This is a genomic window from Chamaesiphon minutus PCC 6605, from assembly GCF_000317145.1.
Taxonomy (GTDB): Bacteria; Cyanobacteriota; Cyanobacteriia; order Cyanobacteriales; family Chamaesiphonaceae; genus Chamaesiphon; species Chamaesiphon minutus.
This window is the reverse complement of the sequence record NC_019697.1, coordinates 2704438-2722707: the sequence shown is the minus strand read 5'-3', so window position 1 is coordinate 2722707 and position 18270 is coordinate 2704438. Positions and strand designations below refer to the sequence as shown.

Below are 18270 nucleotides of genomic sequence, written 5' to 3'. Positions count from 1 at the left end.
TACAGATCTTGAAACTATTGCTTAGTCATCAACCGCCCTGAAATGAATTTCGGGCTAATAGCATAAGTTCTCTTCAGAGAACTAAGTAGGTAGACATAATTAATTACACAATATTTTGCTTGGACATCTTTTCTGTAGTGGATAAAAATTATCTATTTGTCAATTCTGTCTAGGTATTTACAGCAATTCCAATTAGTCCATTTCAATGGACTTTTGCTCTTAGCCCCAAATTCATTTGAGGGTGGTGCTGAAACGGAGCTAGTTATTACTTACAAGTTGGTAACTTAGGATGTCTGACGTTATTTAATTATCAATTATCAATTATTAATTCTCAATTTATGAATCTACATTTACTAATTGATTCACTAGCCGATCGCGGTATTAAATTATCCATCGAGGGAGATGCGCTGATTGTGGATGCGCCCAAGGGGACATTAACGAGTGAAGTGCGTGAGGCTCTGACAGAGCAGAAAGCCGAGATTATCGAGTTGTTGCATCAACATCGCGATCGCCAGCCTGTGAATGATTTACCTGCGATCGATCCCGATCCAGCATCGCGTTATGAGCCGTTTCCGCTGACGGATATGCAGCACGCTTTTTGGATTGGGCGAAGTGGAATTTTGGAATTGGGTGGTGTTTCCAATCATGGTTATTACGAAATTGAAGGCGACGATCTGGATGTCGATCGATTGAATATCGCGCTACAACGATTAATCGATCGACATGATATGTTACGGGCGGTGGTAATGCCGGATGGACAGCAGCAGATTCTGCGGAAGGTGCCGCTTTACCAGATGCCTGTTGTGGATTTAAGGGGTAAGACTGAGACTGAAATCGAGACTGGATTGGCGGCGATTCGGGAGGAGATGTCTCATCAGGTATTACCAGCCGATCGCTTTCCGTTGTTTGATTTTCGGGCGACGCGGTTGGATGGTGCGCGATTACGGTTGCATATTAGTTACGATTTGCTGGTATTTGATGCTTGGAGCTTGTTTCGGCTGTTTGAGGAATGGTTTCAAGTTTATCAGCAGCCAGATTGCGTGTTGCCCGCATTAGATATCTCGTTTCGGGACTATGCGATCGCCGAACAAAATCTCTGTCAAACCCAACTATATAAGCGATCGCGGGCATATTGGATCGAGCGGATCGATAAGCTACCACCCGCGCCCGATTTACCCTTGGCGAAAAGTCCCAAGGAACTCAAACAGCATCGCTGTCGGCGTTATAACGCGCAAATGGAGACGGCAGACTGGCAACGGCTGAAGCAGAAAGCCAAAAATATCGGGCTGACTCCTTCAGGGATGTTGCTGGCTGCTTTTGCGGAAATTCTCGCGCTGTGGAGCCAGAATCCCCAATTCACGCTCAATTTGGCACTATTCAATCGATTGCCGATGCACCCTCAAGTCAATAACTTGTTGGGAGATTTCACTTCGGTAACGCTGCTAGGGGTAGATAATTCTGCTGGTGAATCATTTCGCGATTGCCAAGGAGTTGGCACGCTTCGCGATCGAGCGATGCGGATTCAAACCCAACTCTGGCAAGATTTGGAACACCGCTACTATAGTGGGGTGCGAGTGACGCGGGAACTCACCCGCCGTCAAGGGAATGTCCCGAATGCGATGCCTGTCATCTTTACCAGTACGCTGGGATTTGCGGGAATCGGTCAAGAAACCTTGACATTCAGCCATTTTGGGGAGTTAGTGTATGGAATCAGTCAAGCCTCGCAAGCTTGGATGGATATTCAAGTGTGGGAGGAGCAAGAAACCCTGACATTCAATTGGGATGTTGTGGAAGAATTATTTCCCGCAGGTGCGATCGCCGAGATGTTTGCTGCTTACTGCGATTTACTCCAACAGCTAGCAAATGATGATGCCATCTGGCACGAGCAAAATCCCCAACTGCTACCCCCAGCGCAATTACTAGCACGGGAGGCAGTTAACGCGACAGATGCACCGATTTCTGAGGCATTATTACACGAACTGTTTGCCGATCGCGTGTTCCAAGCACCCAATAATATCGCCGTTATCGCTGCGGGTAAATCCCTAACTTATGGAGAATTGAGCGATCGCGCCAATAGCATCGCTCATCGCTTGCGACAGCTTGGCGCACAGCCGAACCGATTAATCGGCGTGGTGATGGAAAAAGGTTGGGAACAGATCGTCGCCGCGATCGGGATTTTAGCATCTGGGGCGGCTTATGTGCCGATCGCACCCGATTTACCACCGGAACGCCTTCAGTATTTACTCAAACATAGTGAGATTGAGACTGTACTAACTCAATCTTGGTTGGAGGACAAATTACAGTGGGATGAATCGATTCAGCGAATATCGATCGATACTGAAGATTTAACAACAAAAAGTAATGCACCGCTCGAATCCATCCAAACTCCCGACGATTTGGCTTATGTAATCTACACCTCCGGTTCCACTGGCTTACCGAAAGGGGTAATGGTGACACATCGGAATGTGGCTAACGTGGTAGTGTATACCAACCAACGGTTTCAAGTCGGATCTGCCGATCGCATGTTAGCTCTCACCGCCCTCAATCACGACTTATCCGTGTATGACATCTTCGGACTGTTGGCGGCGGGTGGATCGATCGTTATCCCCGATGCGCGGCTGATTAAAGATCCCAACCATTGGGCAGAATTAATCCAGCGCGAACAGGTGACATTGTGGAACTCAGTACCGCCGATGATGGAAATGTTGGTAAATGCCGTCGGCGATACGCCATTTACAACTAACTTACGCTTGGCGATTTTAGGTGGGGATTGGCTGCCATTAACTCTGCCAGAGCGGATTCGCTTTGTAGCACCAGACATCGAATTATTGAGTATTGGCGGCCCCACCGAAACTACAATTTGGAATATCGGCTATTCGATCGGCGCAGTCGATCCTACTTGGAACAGCATTCCCTATGGGCAACCGATGGCAAATGCTAAATATTACATCTTAAATCCAGCTTTAAATAACTGTCCCACCTGGGTTGCGGGAGAAATGTATTGCGCTGGGGTACAGGTAGCCAAAGGTTATTGGCGCGACGAGGAACGAACGCAGGCTAACTTTATCATTCATCCGCGCACAGGGGAAAGGCTCTATCGTACAGGCGATCGCGGTCGTTATTTACCAGATGGCACGATCGAAATTTTGGGACGGGTAGACTTCCAAATCAAGCTACGCGGCTATCGGATCGAAGCTGGAGAAGTGGAAGCGGCTCTGATGCAGCATCCCGCCGTACAAACCGCGATCGTCAAAGCGATCGGCGATAGCCAGCAAGCGCGGTTGGTGGCTTATATCGTATCTGGACACCCAGATTTACCCACCGTCGAGGAACTAAGCGACTCTCTGGGGCGCAAACTCCCCGATTATATGGTGCCATCGAGTTTCATGTTTTTGGATGCTTTGCCGCTATCAGTTAATGGCAAAGTTGACAGGCAAGCATTACCCACCCAATTGGATCTATTTCGATCGCGGGAGGTAGTTTATGCAGCTCCGCAGAATGAAATCGAACGATCGATCACGTCCATTTTTCAATCAGTATTAGAAATCGAGGAGATTGGAGTTACTAATAATTTCTTCGATCTCGGTGCTAATTCACTATTAATTACTACTGTTTATCGTAAGTTGGCAGAAGTTTTACCAGCACAAATTGGATCTATTTCGTTGGTAGATTTGTTTAATTATCCGACGGTGAGGGCTTTGACGCAGCGGTTGATGCAGGCTAAGGATGTTAATAATTTGGGTCAGCAAAGTGTTGAGAATCGGCAGAAGTTAAGTCAGGGTAAAGATCGGTTGAAGCAACGGTTGGAACGATCGAAATTGGCTAGTAAATAGAGTGAGAATCAGATCCCCGACTTCTTTGAGAAGTCGGGGATCTAGATAACCTGTAGGGGCAGGTTTATGCAATTAGTTCAAACGTGCAATTAACTTTCGTACAAACCTGCCCAACCCCACTATTAACATCGATCGGGTTGCTGGTGTGAAGCGTAGATCTGACCCACCCCGCCCTACGGGCACCCCTCCTAGGAGGGGATTTTCTAAGCGATCGATTATCAAAAACAATAGACATATAGTGATATGAATTCAAATTTTAACGGTTTAGAAATAGCAGTAATTGGACTTGCTGGCAAATTTGCGGGCGGGGAGACGATCGAGGACTTTTGGCGAAATTTAGAAAATGGAGTCGAATTAATTACCCCACTTACTGATGGTGAGACGCGCTCTAATGGGATCGAGCGGTTTGGGGCGGTGCTAAAGGATGTCGATCGATTTGATGCTGCTTTTTTCGGTTTCAATCCCAAGGAAGCTGAAACAATGGACCCTCAACATCGGTTGTTTTTGGAATCTGCTTGGGAAGCTCTCGAAAATGCGGGTTATAGCTCGGAAAATGAGGAGCGCGCGATCGGGGTATTTGCAGGTGTGGGGATGGGAACTTACCTGTTATATAACCTCAGCCCGAATCCAGGATTGATTGAATCGCGGGGATTTTTGCCCACATTAGTGGGAGTTGATAAAGATTATTTACCCACTCGCGTCTCTTATAAATTGAACCTCAAGGGGCCGAGTATCAGCATGGGGACGGCTTGTTCTAGTTCCTTAGTTGCGGTGCATTTAGCCTGTCAAAGTCTGCTCAGTGGCGAGTGTGACATGGCTCTGGCTGCTGGGGTGGCGGTGAAAGTACCGCAGAGTGAAACTACCCTCTCACCTGATGAAATCGTGTCTCCCGATGGGCATTGTCGCGCCTTCGACTGTAACGCTAATGGCACTGTGGGCGGTAACGGGCTGGGAATTGTAGTATTGAAACGGCTGGAAGATGCGATCGCCGATCGAGATCGGATTTATGCGGTAGTCAAAGGTTCGGCGATTAATAATGATGGGGCGATGAAAGTCGGCTACACCGCACCCAGTCAGGAAGGACAAGCTAAAGTGATTCGCGCCGCGCAATTGATGGCGGAAGTCGAGCCGGAAACCATTAGCTATATGGAAACTCACGGTACGGGTACGGCATTGGGCGATCCGATCGAAGTTGCCGCAATGACGCAAGCTTTTCGCGCATCGACAGATCTCAAGCAGTTTTGCGCGATCGGATCTGTCAAAACTAATATCGGACATTTAGATGCGGCGGCGGGGATTACCGGATTCATCAAAACGGTGTTGGCACTGCATCACAAACGGATTCCCCCCAGTCTTCATTTTGAAACTCCCAATCCGCAAATTGATTTTGCTAGTAGTCCCTTTTATGTCAATACTAAGTTAACTGAATGGGAAACTAACGGTACTCCACGTCGAGCGGGGGTGAGTTCCTTCGGTTTTGGCGGTACGAATGTTCATGCCATTTTAGAAGAAGCTCCGCCCCTCGATCCGGCAACTTCACAACCGAGAGCTTATCAACTGTTGGCACTGTCAGCGAAAACAGCGACAGCATTAGATCGATCGACGGTTAATTTAAGCGATCGACTCAAACAGTCACCCGAACTGAATTTAGCCGATGTTGCTTATACATTACAAATGGGGCGGTGGGCATTCGATCGACGGCGATTTGCGATCGTTTCTAGCTTAGATAATGCCGTGCAAGCCTTATCAGCGGAAGATTCGCCGCAGGTATTTACAGGGCAGACAACAGCTAGCAATCCGCCGATAATGTTGATGTTTTCCGGTCAAGGTTCCCAATATGTCAATATGGGACGAGAACTGTATGAAAGCGAAGCTACCTTTCGATCGGATGTCGATCGCTGTTTGACGTTCCTGCAATCCCAGCACGATATCGATCTCCGATCGGTATTATTTGCTGATTCAGCCGATCTCGCCACAGCTACCCACCAACTCACCCAAACCGCGATCGCCCAACCTGCCTTATTTACGATCGAATATGCCCTCGCCCAACTCTGGATGTCTTGGGGCGTAACCCCGCAAGGCGCGATCGGACATAGTATCGGTGAATATGTCGCCGCCTGTTTAGCGGGTGTCTTCTCGCTGGAGGATGCGCTGACGGTAGTTGTCACGCGCGGAATATTAATGCAGCAGCAGCCGACGGGCACGATGCTAGCCGTCCATTTAGCCGCCGCAGATCTCCAGCCCTTACTCGATGACACCCTTTACCTCGCGGCTCATAATAGTCCCACTCTGAATGTAGTTTCGGGGACAGTTGAAGCGATCGCGGGATTAGAGAGCCTACTGGCAACGCGAGGGATTACTTGCCGTCCGTTGCATACTTCCCATGCCTTCCATTCGCCCCTGATGGAGGGCGCGATCGAGCCATTCGTCGAATGTTTGCGCCAGATTACGCTCCATCCGCCCCAACTTCCGTTTATTTCCAATGTTACGGGAACTTGGATAACACCCGCAGCCGCCACCGATCCGTGCTACTGGGTGCAGCATTTGCGTCAGCCCGTGCAATTTGCAGCAGGGATGGCAGAGTTATTAACCAATACCGAGGCGATCTTCCTAGAAGTCGGGGCAGGGCGAACTCTGGGCACCTTAACCAAACAACAGGCACCAGATCGGACTATTCTTTATTCCCTCCCCCATCCCCAGGATAAATCTTCGGATCTAGAATTGATGCTGAAAACCTTGGGGCAACTGTGGTTGAGTGGCGTGGAAGTTGATTGGACTAGCTTTTATGCCGATCGGGAATGCCAGCGCGTACCCCTGCCTACCTATCCCTTCGATCGACAGCGGTACTGGATCGACGCACCTGCACTAAACGAGCTAAATCGCGCTCTAGTTACGCCAGTTAAAAAAGCGGATATCGGCGACTGGTTCTATGTCCCCTCTTGGAAGCGGGCGGTTTCACCCGCGATCGTGCCGACAGATCGATCGCGTTGTTGGGTAATATTTAGTGCCCGATTGGGATTCGCAGACTCGATGGCACAACGCTTGCAGCAACAGGGCGATCGAGTAATTGAGGTCGAAATTGGTACTCAATTTAGCCACAATAACGATATTTATACGATCGATCCTAGCGATCTCAGCCACTATGAGACACTGATGCAATCAGTGTTATCTGTAGATCGAGCACCCATTATTACTCATCTCTGGACGCTGGGCGCGGATCTGTGCTTTGAAGAGTCGCAAACCTTGGGCTTCTATAGTTTGCTCTATCTAGCTCAAGCGATCGGGCATCAAAATAGCAACGATCCGATCCACATTGGCGTAGTGACTAGCAATAGTCAAGATGTCACGGGCACCGAAACGATTCAACCGGAAACAGCGACTATTTTGGGAGCTTGTCGAGTCATTCCTCAAGAATATCCACATATTAGCTGCTGTGCGATCGATATGGCACAACGACTGGAAGTCGTTGCTGGTGGTGCAAAGTCCGCCTGTCTTGAAAAGGTGCTTCACTTGGGGAAACCCCAAGAACGCACTTTTCGCTACGCGGACTGGGATATAGATCGGACGATCGCTGAGATTCTGACTCAGGCTAAGACATCGAGCGATCCAATCGTCGCTTATCGGGGCAATTATCGCTGGTTGCCGATCGCCGAACCCCTGTATTTAAACCCCGTCGAGTCGCCAACATCATTACGAAATCGGGGCGTATATCTGATTACAGGCGGGATGGGTGGAATCGGACTGACGATCGCCACACATCTAGCCCAGACGATAATACAGCCAAAACTTATTCTAATCGGTCGTTCGCCATTTCCAGATCGAGCTAAATGGGAAAGCTGGTTGACAACTCATGATGAAGCGGATAAAACAAGTATCAAAATCCGCCAACTCCAATCCCTCCAAGCGATCGGGGCAGAAATACTCGTACTAAATGCCGACGTTGCCGATCTAGCCCAAATGGCAGCCATTCAGGGGCAAATCCAGCAAACCTACGGGCAAATTAACGGCATCTTCCACACAGCGGGTATCCCAGGCGACGGCATCATCCAACTTAAAACCCCCGAAACCGCAGCCAACGTCATGCGCCCCAAAGTCCAAGGCACACTAGTACTCGAGCGCATCTACCGCGACAAACACCTCGATTTCTTAGTCTTATTCTCCTCACACAGTGCCTTGCTCGGCGGGATGGGACAAATTGACTATTGCGCCGCCAACAATTTTCTCGATGCCTTCGCCCTCGCCCAAAACCGCAACCCCAACTATCGCACCATCTCGATCGACTGGGATATCTGGCAAGAAGTCGGTATGGGAGCCGATCTCACCGGACTACCCACCCATCTCAAACAGGAACGATTAGCAGCCCTCGCCACAGGCATCGCCCCCGCCGCCGGATGGGAAGCCCTCCAGCGTATCCTTCACAGCGATCTCGATCGGGCGATCGTCTCTACTCAAGACTGGCAAACAGTCCTGAAACAACAACAGCAGCGCACTGTATCAACTGCCGCAACTCCCCAACCTAGCCCCGAACAGACAACAGCAGCGGAACACACTCGATCGATTCAAACCGCCTACATCGCACCCAGCACCGAGATCGAGCAACGAATCGCCCAACTATGGCAAAACCAACTCGGTATCGCCCAAATCGGTGCAAATGATAACTTCTTCGAGCTTGGCGGACATTCCCTCCTCGCCGTGCGGATTGTCTCCCAACTCCGCGAAATCTACCCCGTCGATCTATCCCTGCGAACCCTCCTATCCGAAGCCCCAACCGTAGCCGGATTGGCAGCCATCATCGCCGATCTCCTCTGTGAGCCAGACGATCCTGATGAAATGATTCGCCTGTTAGCCGAGATTGAAAATTTGTCGATCGATGAAGTACGCGATCGATTAGATCGGGAACAGGCAATAAGTTAGTCAGCTCCGTTCTAACACCGCCGTGGGGTTGGAAACCCCCGCTCATGATACAAAGTCCGCCTACGCGGACTAATATCCCAGTCCGCGTAGGCGGACTTTGCATCACTAGGCACGATTTCAATCGCTGGCGGTGCTAGAACGAAGCAAATATCCTTAACCCGTTGGCATAGTCTCTCCGCAAGAAGAAACTCGCGTTAAATATAGTTTTGAAATAGAGGATTTAAAGCATGGAATTCAGTTTGTTTTACTTTTCTGGAGACGGCTCCACCACCAGCCGCGACAAATATCGCCTACTGATCGAAGGCGCGAAATTCGCCGATCGACATGGGTTTGCCGCAGTTTGGATTCCCGAACGTCATTTTGATGCTTTTGGTGGCTTGTACCCTAATCCAGCCGTCGCTGGAGCCGCGATCGCCGCCCTTACCGATAACATTCAAATCCGCTCTGGTAGCGTCGTCATGCCCTTGCAAGATCCCTTGCGCGTCGCCGAAGAATGGGCAATGGTAGACAACTTCTCTCAAGGACGAGTCGGACTCTCATTTGCCCCTGGTTGGCATCCCAATGATTTTGTGCTCGCACCCGAAAAATACGCCGACAAAAAAGCCATTATGTGGCGCGATATTCAAGTAGTTCAACAACTTTGGCAGGGCGAATCGATCGAACTAATCGGCGGGCATGGTAAACCTGTGAGCATCAATACATTCCCCAAACCATTGCAGCCACAAGTACCAATTTGGATTACTTCGCTATCCGATGAATCATTTATTGAAGCAGGTAAAATCGGCGCGAATATTCTCACATCCCCCCTATATCAAAGCTTAGATGAAATCCTCTGCAAAATTACTTTATATCGTCAAGCCCTAGCCCAAAGTGGTCGCGATCCGCAGAGTGGAAAAGTATCCATGATGATTCATACCTTCATCGGTGACGATCTAGAATCTGTCAAAATTAAAGTCAAACAACCATTCAAAAACTACCTAAAAACTCACTTCGATCTAGTCGTCAAATCTGCTGGCGATCTACGATTCTCGATCGATCCAAAAACTATGACCGCCCGCGATCTCGATGATTTGTTAGAATTTAGCTTCGAGACTTATTTTAATGGCAAAGTACTGATGGGAACGCCGACACAGTGCCGAACAATTATTGATAGTTTACAGCAAGCCGGAGTCGATGAAGTTGCTGCATTAATTGATTTTGGCGTGGAATTTGAGTGGGTAATGGAAAGCTTGGATTTTCTCAAGGATATCAAACATAGTTATACGTCAATCGATCGAGTCAAAACTTTAGTGAGTTAAATAAACTAGATGATAGACATTAACTGGAACATTCTCATCGCCGCCATCGGTGGTGCTGCGATCGATTTTTTGGAGATTGCCGTAATTGCCTATGCGATCGCGCGATCGGGTTATCAAAAAGAAGCGATTGCGGGTAGTATTTTTGGCATATTACTAGTTGGAATAATTGCCATTCCCTTTGGCGGTATCTTGCGATCGATTCCCCTCAACTGGCTGGAAATTCTCGTCGGCGTAACCTTACTTTGGTTTGGTTCGCGATGGGTAAATAAATCTATTAAACGGCTGGCAAAAGGCAAACGAGCAGGGTGGATGTCTGAAGATCCTCTTGCTGCTGAGGAAATAGTATTAGATGGGCAGAATTTGGGATTCAATCAATTGAATTTCTGGGTGATGGCAAAAAGTGCAATCCTCGAAACTTTTGAGGTTGCCATTTTAGTTGTGACATTAGGATTAGCTTCAGGTGCTTGGTATGAATCTTTAGCTGGTACGGCGATCGCGCTGGTATTTTCAGTACTGATTGTCACGGTTTTACACCAGTATTTATTAAATGTACCGGAGTTATTAATTAAGTTAGGATCGGGTATTTTATTAGGTAGTTTGGGGACATTTTGGTTGGGCGAGGGGTTGGGTTTTGATTGGTTATTTGGGGATTTAGCGATTGCCGCGATCGTGCTGGCTTATAGCGGGATTGCGGCGATTGTTTTGTGGTGGTTGAAACGCAATATCTTAACGGTTGAAATTGTCGATCGGGTAGAACAGTAGTGGGTTATTCAAATTAATAATATTAGTCCGCCTACGCGGACTTTGCATCACTAGTGGCGGTTTTAACCGCTGGCTAACCTATCGATCGAGGATAATTTGAGTTATTGGAGATGTGGCGGAGATCTACCCACCCCGCCCTACGGGCACCCCTCCGAGGAGGGGATTTTTCCGACTAGTAAATATCAAACTATATTTCAAATATTTATTTAAAACATTATTTAATAGGTTAATTTAATGACCAACGATTTATCAAAAAGAATTGCCGCATTGTCGCCAGAACAACAGGCATTATTAAAACAACGATTAAGCCAACAAAAGACGAGCCAGCCAACTCAGGTTTGGGCAATACCTAAACGAGATAAAACAACTGGGCAAGATCGATTCGCTGTCTCCTTTGGGCAACAACGGATGTGGTTTCAAGACCAATTAGGAACTCAAAGTGCAGTTTCTAATAATGTTTCTATTTCTCTAAAAATATCTGGTAATCTCGATGTCAATGCCCTCGAACGTAGCCTTGTTGAAATCCTCGATCGCCATGAAGTTTTACGGACGAATTTTCAAACTATTGCGGGCGAACTGATTCAAATTATTCATCCTGTCGGTAATTGGTATGTTCCTTTTATCGATTTGCGATCGTTAGATCCATTAGAGCGCGATCGAGAAATAGAACGCATCGCCCAAGCCCAAGCCTGCCAAATATTTAACTTAGCAACCGATGTATTGTTACGATCGAGTCTATTAATTTGCGCTCCTACCGAACATATTTTGCTATTAACCTTGCATCATATTAGCGTCGATGCCTGGTCGATCGGGGTCTTTTTTCGCGAACTGAGTGCAATTTATGCCGCTTTTGCTAGTGGTAAACCTTCCCCTTTGTCGGCGTTACCAGTTCAATATGCCGACTTTGCAATCTGGCAACGGCAATATTTACAAGGGCAAATGTTAGCAGAAGATTTGGCTTATTGGCAACAGAAATTACATCAAGCTCCTGATTTATTGCCATTACCGAGCGATCGATCTCGTCCTTCGGTACAATCTTTTACAGGTAAAACCTTATCTTTTACTATTCCTAAGCCGCTGACTAAATCGATCTCGGCATTATCGCAGCAAACAGGTTGTACGACTTTTGTTACTCTGTTAGCTGCTCTGCAAACGTTGCTATTTCGGTATAGTGGGCAAGAAGATATCCTCGTCGGCGCGCCGATTGCCAATCGTCAGCAACCGGAATTAGAAAATTTAATCGGCTGTTTTATCAATACTTTGGTATTCCGCAGCGATTTGTCAGGTAATCCCAGTTTTCGGATTTTACTCGATCGCGTGCGAGAAACTGTATTAGGCTCGTTGGCGCATCAAACTTTGCCGTTTGAAAAATTGGTAGAGGAATTACAATTAGCTCGAAATTTAACTTATGCACCGTTATTTCAGGTGATGTTGGTATTTCAAAATGCCTTTTCGATCGAGAATATCGAACTACCAAATTTAGCTGTCGAACACGATCGCATCGACAATCATACATCTCAATTTGACTTTACCATCCACCTGGTAGAATCTGAGATCGGGCTGATTGGAAAACTAGAATATAACACCGATCTATTCGACGAATCGACAATCGAGCGGCTGTTGGCACATTTCCAGACTTTACTTGCGGGAATCGTCGCCAATCCCGACTGCTGTTTGGCAGAACTTCCGCTGCTCGCGCCGAGCGAATTGCAGCAGTTACAATCGTGGAATCAGAGTGCTGTTAACGATCTTCCCATCATTGGGATCGATCGAGCTTTTGCCGCACAGGTATCGCGCACCCCCGATGCGCTGGCGGTAATCTGTGGTGACGAACAACTTACCTATCGCGAACTCGATCGACGTACCAATCAATTAGCCCATTATCTCCAGAATTTGGGCGTTAAAGCAGACAGTTTAGTTGGTATCTGTGTGGATCGATCGATCGAGACGATCGTGGGTTTATGGGGGATTATCAAAGCTGGCGGCGCATATGTACCGATCGATCCTAATTATCCCGCCGAGCGGTTGGAGTTTATCCTCGCCGATGCCCAAGTGTCGGTATTATTAACTAAAAAATCACTGCTTCAGCGGTTGAAACCGCTGCTGGTGTTGCAAAGTACGCGCAGGCGGACTAATAATTTTGATGCTCCTGTGGTGTTACTCGATGGGGATTGGGAACGGATTAACTTAGAAAGTGACGCAGATTTAGCGGTTTCCCCACCGATCGAGCGGCTTGCTTATATTATCTACACATCTGGTTCGACTGGACAACCGAAAGGCGTGATGGTGCAGCATGATTCCTTGGCAAATTATACCGCCGCAGCGATTGAGGAATATACAATTAGCGATCGCGATCGCGTGCTGCAATTTGCCTCACTGAGTTTTGATGCGGCGGCGGAAGAAATCTTTCCCTGTTTGACGTGTGGGGCGACATTGGTATTGCGAACCGAAGCCATGCTCAGTTCGATCGAGATTTTTCTCCATACCTGCGATGAGTGGCAAATTACCGTTTTAGACTTACCCACCGCCTTCTGGCATCAGATGGTAACGGAAATGTCAACCCAGAAATTAAGTCTACCGGACTCCGTGCGGTTGGTAATTTTAGGCGGTGAAAAAGCCGCGCGAGATCGCTTTATAACCTGGCAAAAACTGGTTAAACCTCACGTCCGCCTCGTTAACAGCTATGGGCCGACTGAAGCGACAATTGTGACCACTACGATCGATTTATCTGCGCTCACAGAGGCACAATTAACCGGACGCGAACTACCGATCGGCACACCAGTTACCAATGCCAGTACCTACATCCTCGACTCATCGCTCCAACCGACTCCCAGCGGCATTCCTGGGGAATTGTATATCGGTGGGGCAGGTGTGGCGCGAGGCTACCTCAATCGTCCCGATCTCACCGCACTAGCGTTTATTCCCGATCCCTTTAAACCCAATGCCCGTCTGTATAAAACAGGCGATCGGGTGCGTTATTGGGCGGATGGAAATATCGAATTTCTGGGGCGGATCGATCGACAGGTAAAAATACGCGGATTTCGGATCGAATTGGGTGAGATTGAAGCCTTGTTGACTCAACATCCTCAAGTGCGCGAAAGTCTGGTTATCGATCGCCCAGATGCCAACGGGGACATAGAGATCGTCGCCTATATCGTGCCTGAATCTGACTCTGAACTAACCATCCGCAGTCTCCGCCGTCTGCTGGAAACCAGATTGCCTAAGTATATGATGCCAGCGGGATTCGTACTGTTAGCCGCCTTCCCGCTCAATGGTAACGGCAAGATCGATCGTCAAATGTTACCCGCTCCAGAACTCGATCGATCGGATTTAGATAACGTATTTATCGCCCCACGCACTCCAATCGAGACGGAAATCGCCCGCATTTTTGGTGAGGTATTAAATCTCGTTGGCGGTAGCGGAGCGTTTGCCCCAGCAATAGCCTCTATGCAAGAGAATCGAGTCGGTGTCGATGATGACTTTTTTGAGTTGGGCGGACATTCTTTACTCGCTACCAAATTAATCGCCCGATTGCTGTCGAGTTTTGAAGTACCACTATCGATCGTCGATCTGTTTCAATCGCCGACGGTTGCTGGTTTAGCAGAACGGATCGATCGACTCTCGATCGATCGTAAATCATCCCTACGCCCAATCGAGCGCACCTTTTCAGTATCTGCACCCCTTTCCTTCTCCCAAGAGTCGATTTGGGCTTGGCATCATGCCGGGAGTAAAAGTTCCGCCCTCAATAGCTCGATCGTGTTGCGAATTACAGGCGATCTCAATCGAGCCGTCGTCGAGCGCAGCTTTAATGAAATCGTCCGCCGCCATGAGATTTTGCGGACGGTATTTCGCGAGATTGACGAACGACCGATCCAGTCTATCTTACCCACACTACACCTCCCATTAGGTTATCAAGATTTACAACCCTTACCCCCAGACGAGCGGGAATTAGCCGCATTTAACCTCGCGATCGATCTTGCCACTCCTGAATTCGATCTCGCCGTCGCACCCCTACTGCGAACCAACTTATTACAACTCGCCCCCCAGGAGCATTGGTTATTACTGACGATGCACCACATTATTACCGATGGCTCTTCCTTTAGTTTGCTAATTGACGAATTGCATCAACTCATCCAAGCTTACGAACGGGGTTTGCCCTCACCATTGTCCCTTGTCCCGCTGCAATATGCCGATTTTGTGGCTTGGCAACAGCAGCCAGAGCATCAAGTTGAAATCGATCGCCAGTTAGCCTACTGGTCACAAAAATTAGTTGATGGTAATGGGAATGCTGACTCCACCGTCTCAACTAAAACATTGACTTCTCAGTCTAAATATGGATTTACTGCGTTCCCCGATGCTCTAGCTGAGGCGATCGCCGCCTTGAGTCAAACCCTCGGCGTTACCAGTTTTGCGATTCTCTCTACTGGCTTACAACTGGCTCTAGCGGCTGAAAGTGGACGAGAAGAGATTGCGATTGTCACCACGATCGGCAATCGAACGGTACCCCAAACCGAAACTATGCTGGGCTGCTTTATCAATGAAACGATCTTAAAATCACAACTTTGCCCCGATCTGACTGGCAAGATGTTACTCGATCGACTCCAACTGGATATCTACGAGGCGATCGCTCATAAAGATGTGCCGTTTGAGTCGGTACTCAGCCAAATCGAGCGTCACGCGCCGATCGATCTGATGGCGAGTCTGACTGTAACTAACTCCACTCAGGGTTTAGCTGCCATCCCCAATTGGGAACTAGTTGTCATGCAAACCCGCACCCAACAATGGGATGATATTTCTGCTGAACTCGACGATATTGGCACGCCCCTAGAATTTTATATAGAAATGTCCAAACCGATGCGGGTAATGGTTAATTATGGGATCGAAAGGTATACGGAGGAGTCGATCGATCGACTCCTCGCTAGCTACGAGTCGATTCTGAGAAAACTCATAACCGCACCAGCAGCCACGGTAGCACACCTACTGGAGGAGGCTCGAACCTGATGTTGTTAATAGTTGTTTTTTTAACTCCTCAAGATAGAGCTGAGTCCCAATTGGGCCAGGTAATGCCAGACAGAGATAGCTAGGGATGAAATAGACCTTACCTGCTTTGCTAGCTTTGAGCGATCGGGCGATCGGGTTACTCGTCCAAGTTTGTTGGAGTTTAGTCAGTTGAGATTCTTCAAACCCATTGGAAATCGAACGTTCTGAGACATTGCGGAAGTTATGCCCTAGCAACACGATCGCATCAGCCGCATCGAGATCGGGGAATGTTTCGAGTGAAATCGGCGCGAAAGTCTTAGGCTGTGCTTGTCCAAATTGTTGCGGGTAGACCAATTGAAAGCCTAAATCTTGGGGTAAAGAGCTACAGCGATTGTGAATTTTGGTGACTAGTCCCACCTCGCGTAAGTCAGGTGAAATCAGCATTAGCAACTTGGGCGCGGTGGCAACTAGGGGGGCAAACGCTTGGCGGGCGGTGGCAATTTGTTGTTTTGTCTCCCGCAATAAATCTGCGGCGCGTTCGGTGCGATTCACGGCTTGGGCGATCGTCTGGAGATTGCCATCGGGATCGCCCCATTTGAGAATTAGTGTGGGCGCGATCTTCGACAGGGTTTGATAGTGCTGGGTATTGGCAATATCTATTCCCAAAATTAAGTCCGGTTTTGCTTTGACAATTGCCTCGATCGAGGGGGTACCAGCCATGCCCACATTGGCGACAGATCCGGCGATCCGCTTTCCTAAATAGGGAATCTGTTGGCTGGGTTTGGTATATTCGCCTCGGTGCAAAGCAGCATAGTCGCCAAAGGCTACTGGTTGAACACCGAGAGCCAGTAATGGTTCTAATATATATGGGCCTAATACGACAATCCGTTGCGGTCGATCGCACACTTGAGTCGTTCCGGCGGTATGCTCGATTTGCTGGCAGTTAGCGCGGTTTGCAGTTGGCGCGATCGATCGAATCGAATGCTCTAATTTGCCCGCACAGGCAGCGATCGTCAGCAGCAAGCCGATCGCCACAACCAGCTTATAAAAATAATTCGTAAATTTCATCGTTATTCTATGGAACCTATCTCAACTTAAAGTCAGTATTCCAAGTGATGGGTTTTGGGAAAATTCATGAATATCCTGAGTTGACGATCTGAGAATGACTTCAATCTCTTTGGTGGAGCAATTCCCCCGACGAATCCAGATAACTTTTGGTGGGAAACCTCGGACAATACTCAGATCGTTATAATCTGAGTCGCGGGTAACAATTGTATATTCATTTTGAGCCGCATAGTCCCAAATGAGGCGATCTTCATCCCGATCCATTTGTAATGGAAAAACATGTTGAGAATTAGGATAGAGATCGGCAAGAATCAGAACTAAGCGAGGTGAAAGATTATGGTCGAAAAGTAATTTCATGCCGCGATCGTGAGGGTAATCTGTTCCCGATCGGCGGCGTAGCTAAGGCAAGCAAGAATGTCAGTGGCGGTGAGGTACGGAAAGTCTTGTAAAATTTCATCTTGGGTCATACCAGACGCTAAATATGACAAGACATCGTAGACGGTAATTCGCATCCCTCGGATACAAGGTTTTCCGCTACGTTTTCCAGGTTCTATTGTGAGAATATCTTGGTATTTCATTAGTATATAGATCGTAGTAATAGATTCATTTTAGCCTAACGCCTTCTCTCAATTTGTGAGATTTCGATCTGTTTTCTAAGATTCATATTTCTTGTATGTCATTTGCACTATCTTGCTTCTCCAATGAAAACCACGAGTGTCATCATATAAATACTCAAATTTTTGCCCATCGCGATATGATAACGTTGTCTTCGCCTTTTGAATGTCGGTTCCATCTTCCATTCTGATTCTGTTAGGGTGTTCGCAGACAATACAACCTCTCCTAAAAGGATAGACTCTGCCACAATGTTGAAGCATTAACTGAAGGGCATTCCAGCGTGTTTGATGAAGATCGCACTGAAGAACTGACACACAGAAATCTAGTAACGCAACTGTTGGAATCCACCCGTAACTAGAGGGAATTATGCAATTCTCAACCCGACTTTGTTTGTCTTTGGATAATACCTTTGTTACTGGATTCAAAATTCCTCCATTAGTATCTTCAATGGAACTAATTTTTGCATTTAGTAAAAAGCAGAACCTCTTATTTAGATTGTGAAGCAAAGACTGATGAATGTGGCTTGGCAACTTATCTAACTGCTCTTGTACAAACTGTGTGGCTATCATCTCTGATAACGGATTACCAAAATCTTGAGACGTAATAATCTCTACAGCAGCTTTAGGGCTGGGTACGAAGAAGACATCTGGTGTCGATAAACTCAACGCAGAATAAACAAGTCCAATAGCTTTCTCTGCGCTAGAACGATCGAATATTTCCGTAAGTGCTATCTCTTCCCACTTACTACGGTACTGAGGCACTTGACTGTTTTGCTCTTGGGTCAATTGTTCGATCTGCATTTG

General features: G+C 47.7%; 9 protein-coding genes. 5 read left to right on the top strand and 4 right to left on the bottom strand.

Features of this window, described 5'->3' with window-relative positions; all coding sequences use genetic code 11:
• Positions 1–338 precede the first annotated feature (338 nt).
• The 5 genes from CHA6605_RS12575 (at position 339) to CHA6605_RS12555 (ending at position 15808) form a co-directional block, all read left to right on the top strand.
• Entirely contained in the window at positions 339–3833 is a 3495-nt protein-coding gene (locus tag CHA6605_RS12575) for a non-ribosomal peptide synthetase (RefSeq protein ID WP_015159817.1), read from the top strand.
• Between the two features lie 243 nt (positions 3834–4076).
• Positions 4077–8747 (top strand): type I polyketide synthase, encoded by a 4671-nt coding sequence (locus CHA6605_RS12570; protein ID WP_015159816.1) that lies wholly within the window; start codon positions 4077–4079, stop codon positions 8745–8747.
• A 227-nt stretch (positions 8748–8974) separates the two neighbouring features.
• Positions 8975–10045, top strand: a complete 1071-nt coding sequence (locus CHA6605_RS12565; RefSeq protein ID WP_015159815.1) for an LLM class flavin-dependent oxidoreductase — start codon at positions 8975–8977, stop codon at positions 10043–10045.
• A 9-nt stretch (positions 10046–10054) separates the two neighbouring features.
• Positions 10055–10807 carry a COG4280 domain-containing protein gene (locus tag CHA6605_RS12560; RefSeq protein ID WP_015159814.1) on the top strand — a complete coding sequence of 251 codons (753 nt, stop codon included), beginning with the start codon at positions 10055–10057 and terminating at the stop codon, positions 10805–10807.
• Positions 10808–11041: 234 nt separating this feature from the next.
• Positions 11042–15808, top strand: a complete 4767-nt coding sequence (locus tag CHA6605_RS12555) for a non-ribosomal peptide synthetase (RefSeq protein ID WP_015159813.1) — start codon at positions 11042–11044, stop codon at positions 15806–15808.
• On the opposite strand, the gene CHA6605_RS12550 is transcribed toward CHA6605_RS12555, so the two are convergent.
• The 4 genes from CHA6605_RS12550 to CHA6605_RS12535 all read right to left on the bottom strand — a co-directional run bounded on the left by CHA6605_RS12550 (position 15785) and on the right by CHA6605_RS12535 (position 18267).
• On the bottom strand, positions 15785–16855 hold the full coding sequence (locus CHA6605_RS12550; protein ID WP_015159812.1) for an iron-siderophore ABC transporter substrate-binding protein: 1071 nt from the start codon (positions 16853–16855) through the stop codon (positions 15785–15787). The genes CHA6605_RS12555 and CHA6605_RS12550 overlap by 24 nt on opposite strands.
• Positions 16856–16876: 21 nt before the next feature.
• Positions 16877–17209, bottom strand: coding sequence for a DUF5615 family PIN-like protein (locus CHA6605_RS12545; RefSeq protein WP_015159811.1), 333 nt, complete (start codon positions 17207–17209; stop codon positions 16877–16879).
• The gene (locus tag CHA6605_RS12540; protein ID WP_015159810.1) at positions 17206–17430 is read right to left on the bottom strand and encodes a DUF433 domain-containing protein; all 225 of its coding nucleotides are present in this window, start codon (positions 17428–17430) and stop codon (positions 17206–17208) included. The genes CHA6605_RS12545 and CHA6605_RS12540 overlap by 4 nt, the downstream gene beginning before the upstream one ends.
• A 75-nt stretch (positions 17431–17505) precedes the next feature.
• Entirely contained in the window at positions 17506–18267 is a 762-nt protein-coding gene (locus CHA6605_RS12535) for a hypothetical protein (RefSeq protein ID WP_015159809.1), read from the bottom strand.
• Positions 18268–18270 lie beyond the last annotated feature (3 nt).

Coding starts and splice junctions, on each gene's coding strand:
- CHA6605_RS12575 (WP_015159817.1), top strand. CDS start 339: ATGAATCTACATTTACTAATTGATTCACTAGCCGATCGCGGTATTAAA.
- CHA6605_RS12570 (WP_015159816.1), top strand. CDS start 4,077: ATGAATTCAAATTTTAACGGTTTAGAAATAGCAGTAATTGGACTTGCT.
- CHA6605_RS12565 (WP_015159815.1), top strand. CDS start 8,975: ATGGAATTCAGTTTGTTTTACTTTTCTGGAGACGGCTCCACCACCAGC.
- CHA6605_RS12560 (WP_015159814.1), top strand. CDS start 10,055: ATGATAGACATTAACTGGAACATTCTCATCGCCGCCATCGGTGGTGCT.
- CHA6605_RS12555 (WP_015159813.1), top strand. CDS start 11,042: ATGACCAACGATTTATCAAAAAGAATTGCCGCATTGTCGCCAGAACAA.
- CHA6605_RS12550 (WP_015159812.1), bottom strand. CDS start 16,855: ATGAAATTTACGAATTATTTTTATAAGCTGGTTGTGGCGATCGGCTTG.
- CHA6605_RS12545 (WP_015159811.1), bottom strand. CDS start 17,209: ATGAAATTACTTTTCGACCATAATCTTTCACCTCGCTTAGTTCTGATT.
- CHA6605_RS12540 (WP_015159810.1), bottom strand. CDS start 17,430: ATGAAATACCAAGATATTCTCACAATAGAACCTGGAAAACGTAGCGGA.
- CHA6605_RS12535 (WP_015159809.1), bottom strand. CDS start 18,267: ATGCAGATCGAACAATTGACCCAAGAGCAAAACAGTCAAGTGCCTCAG.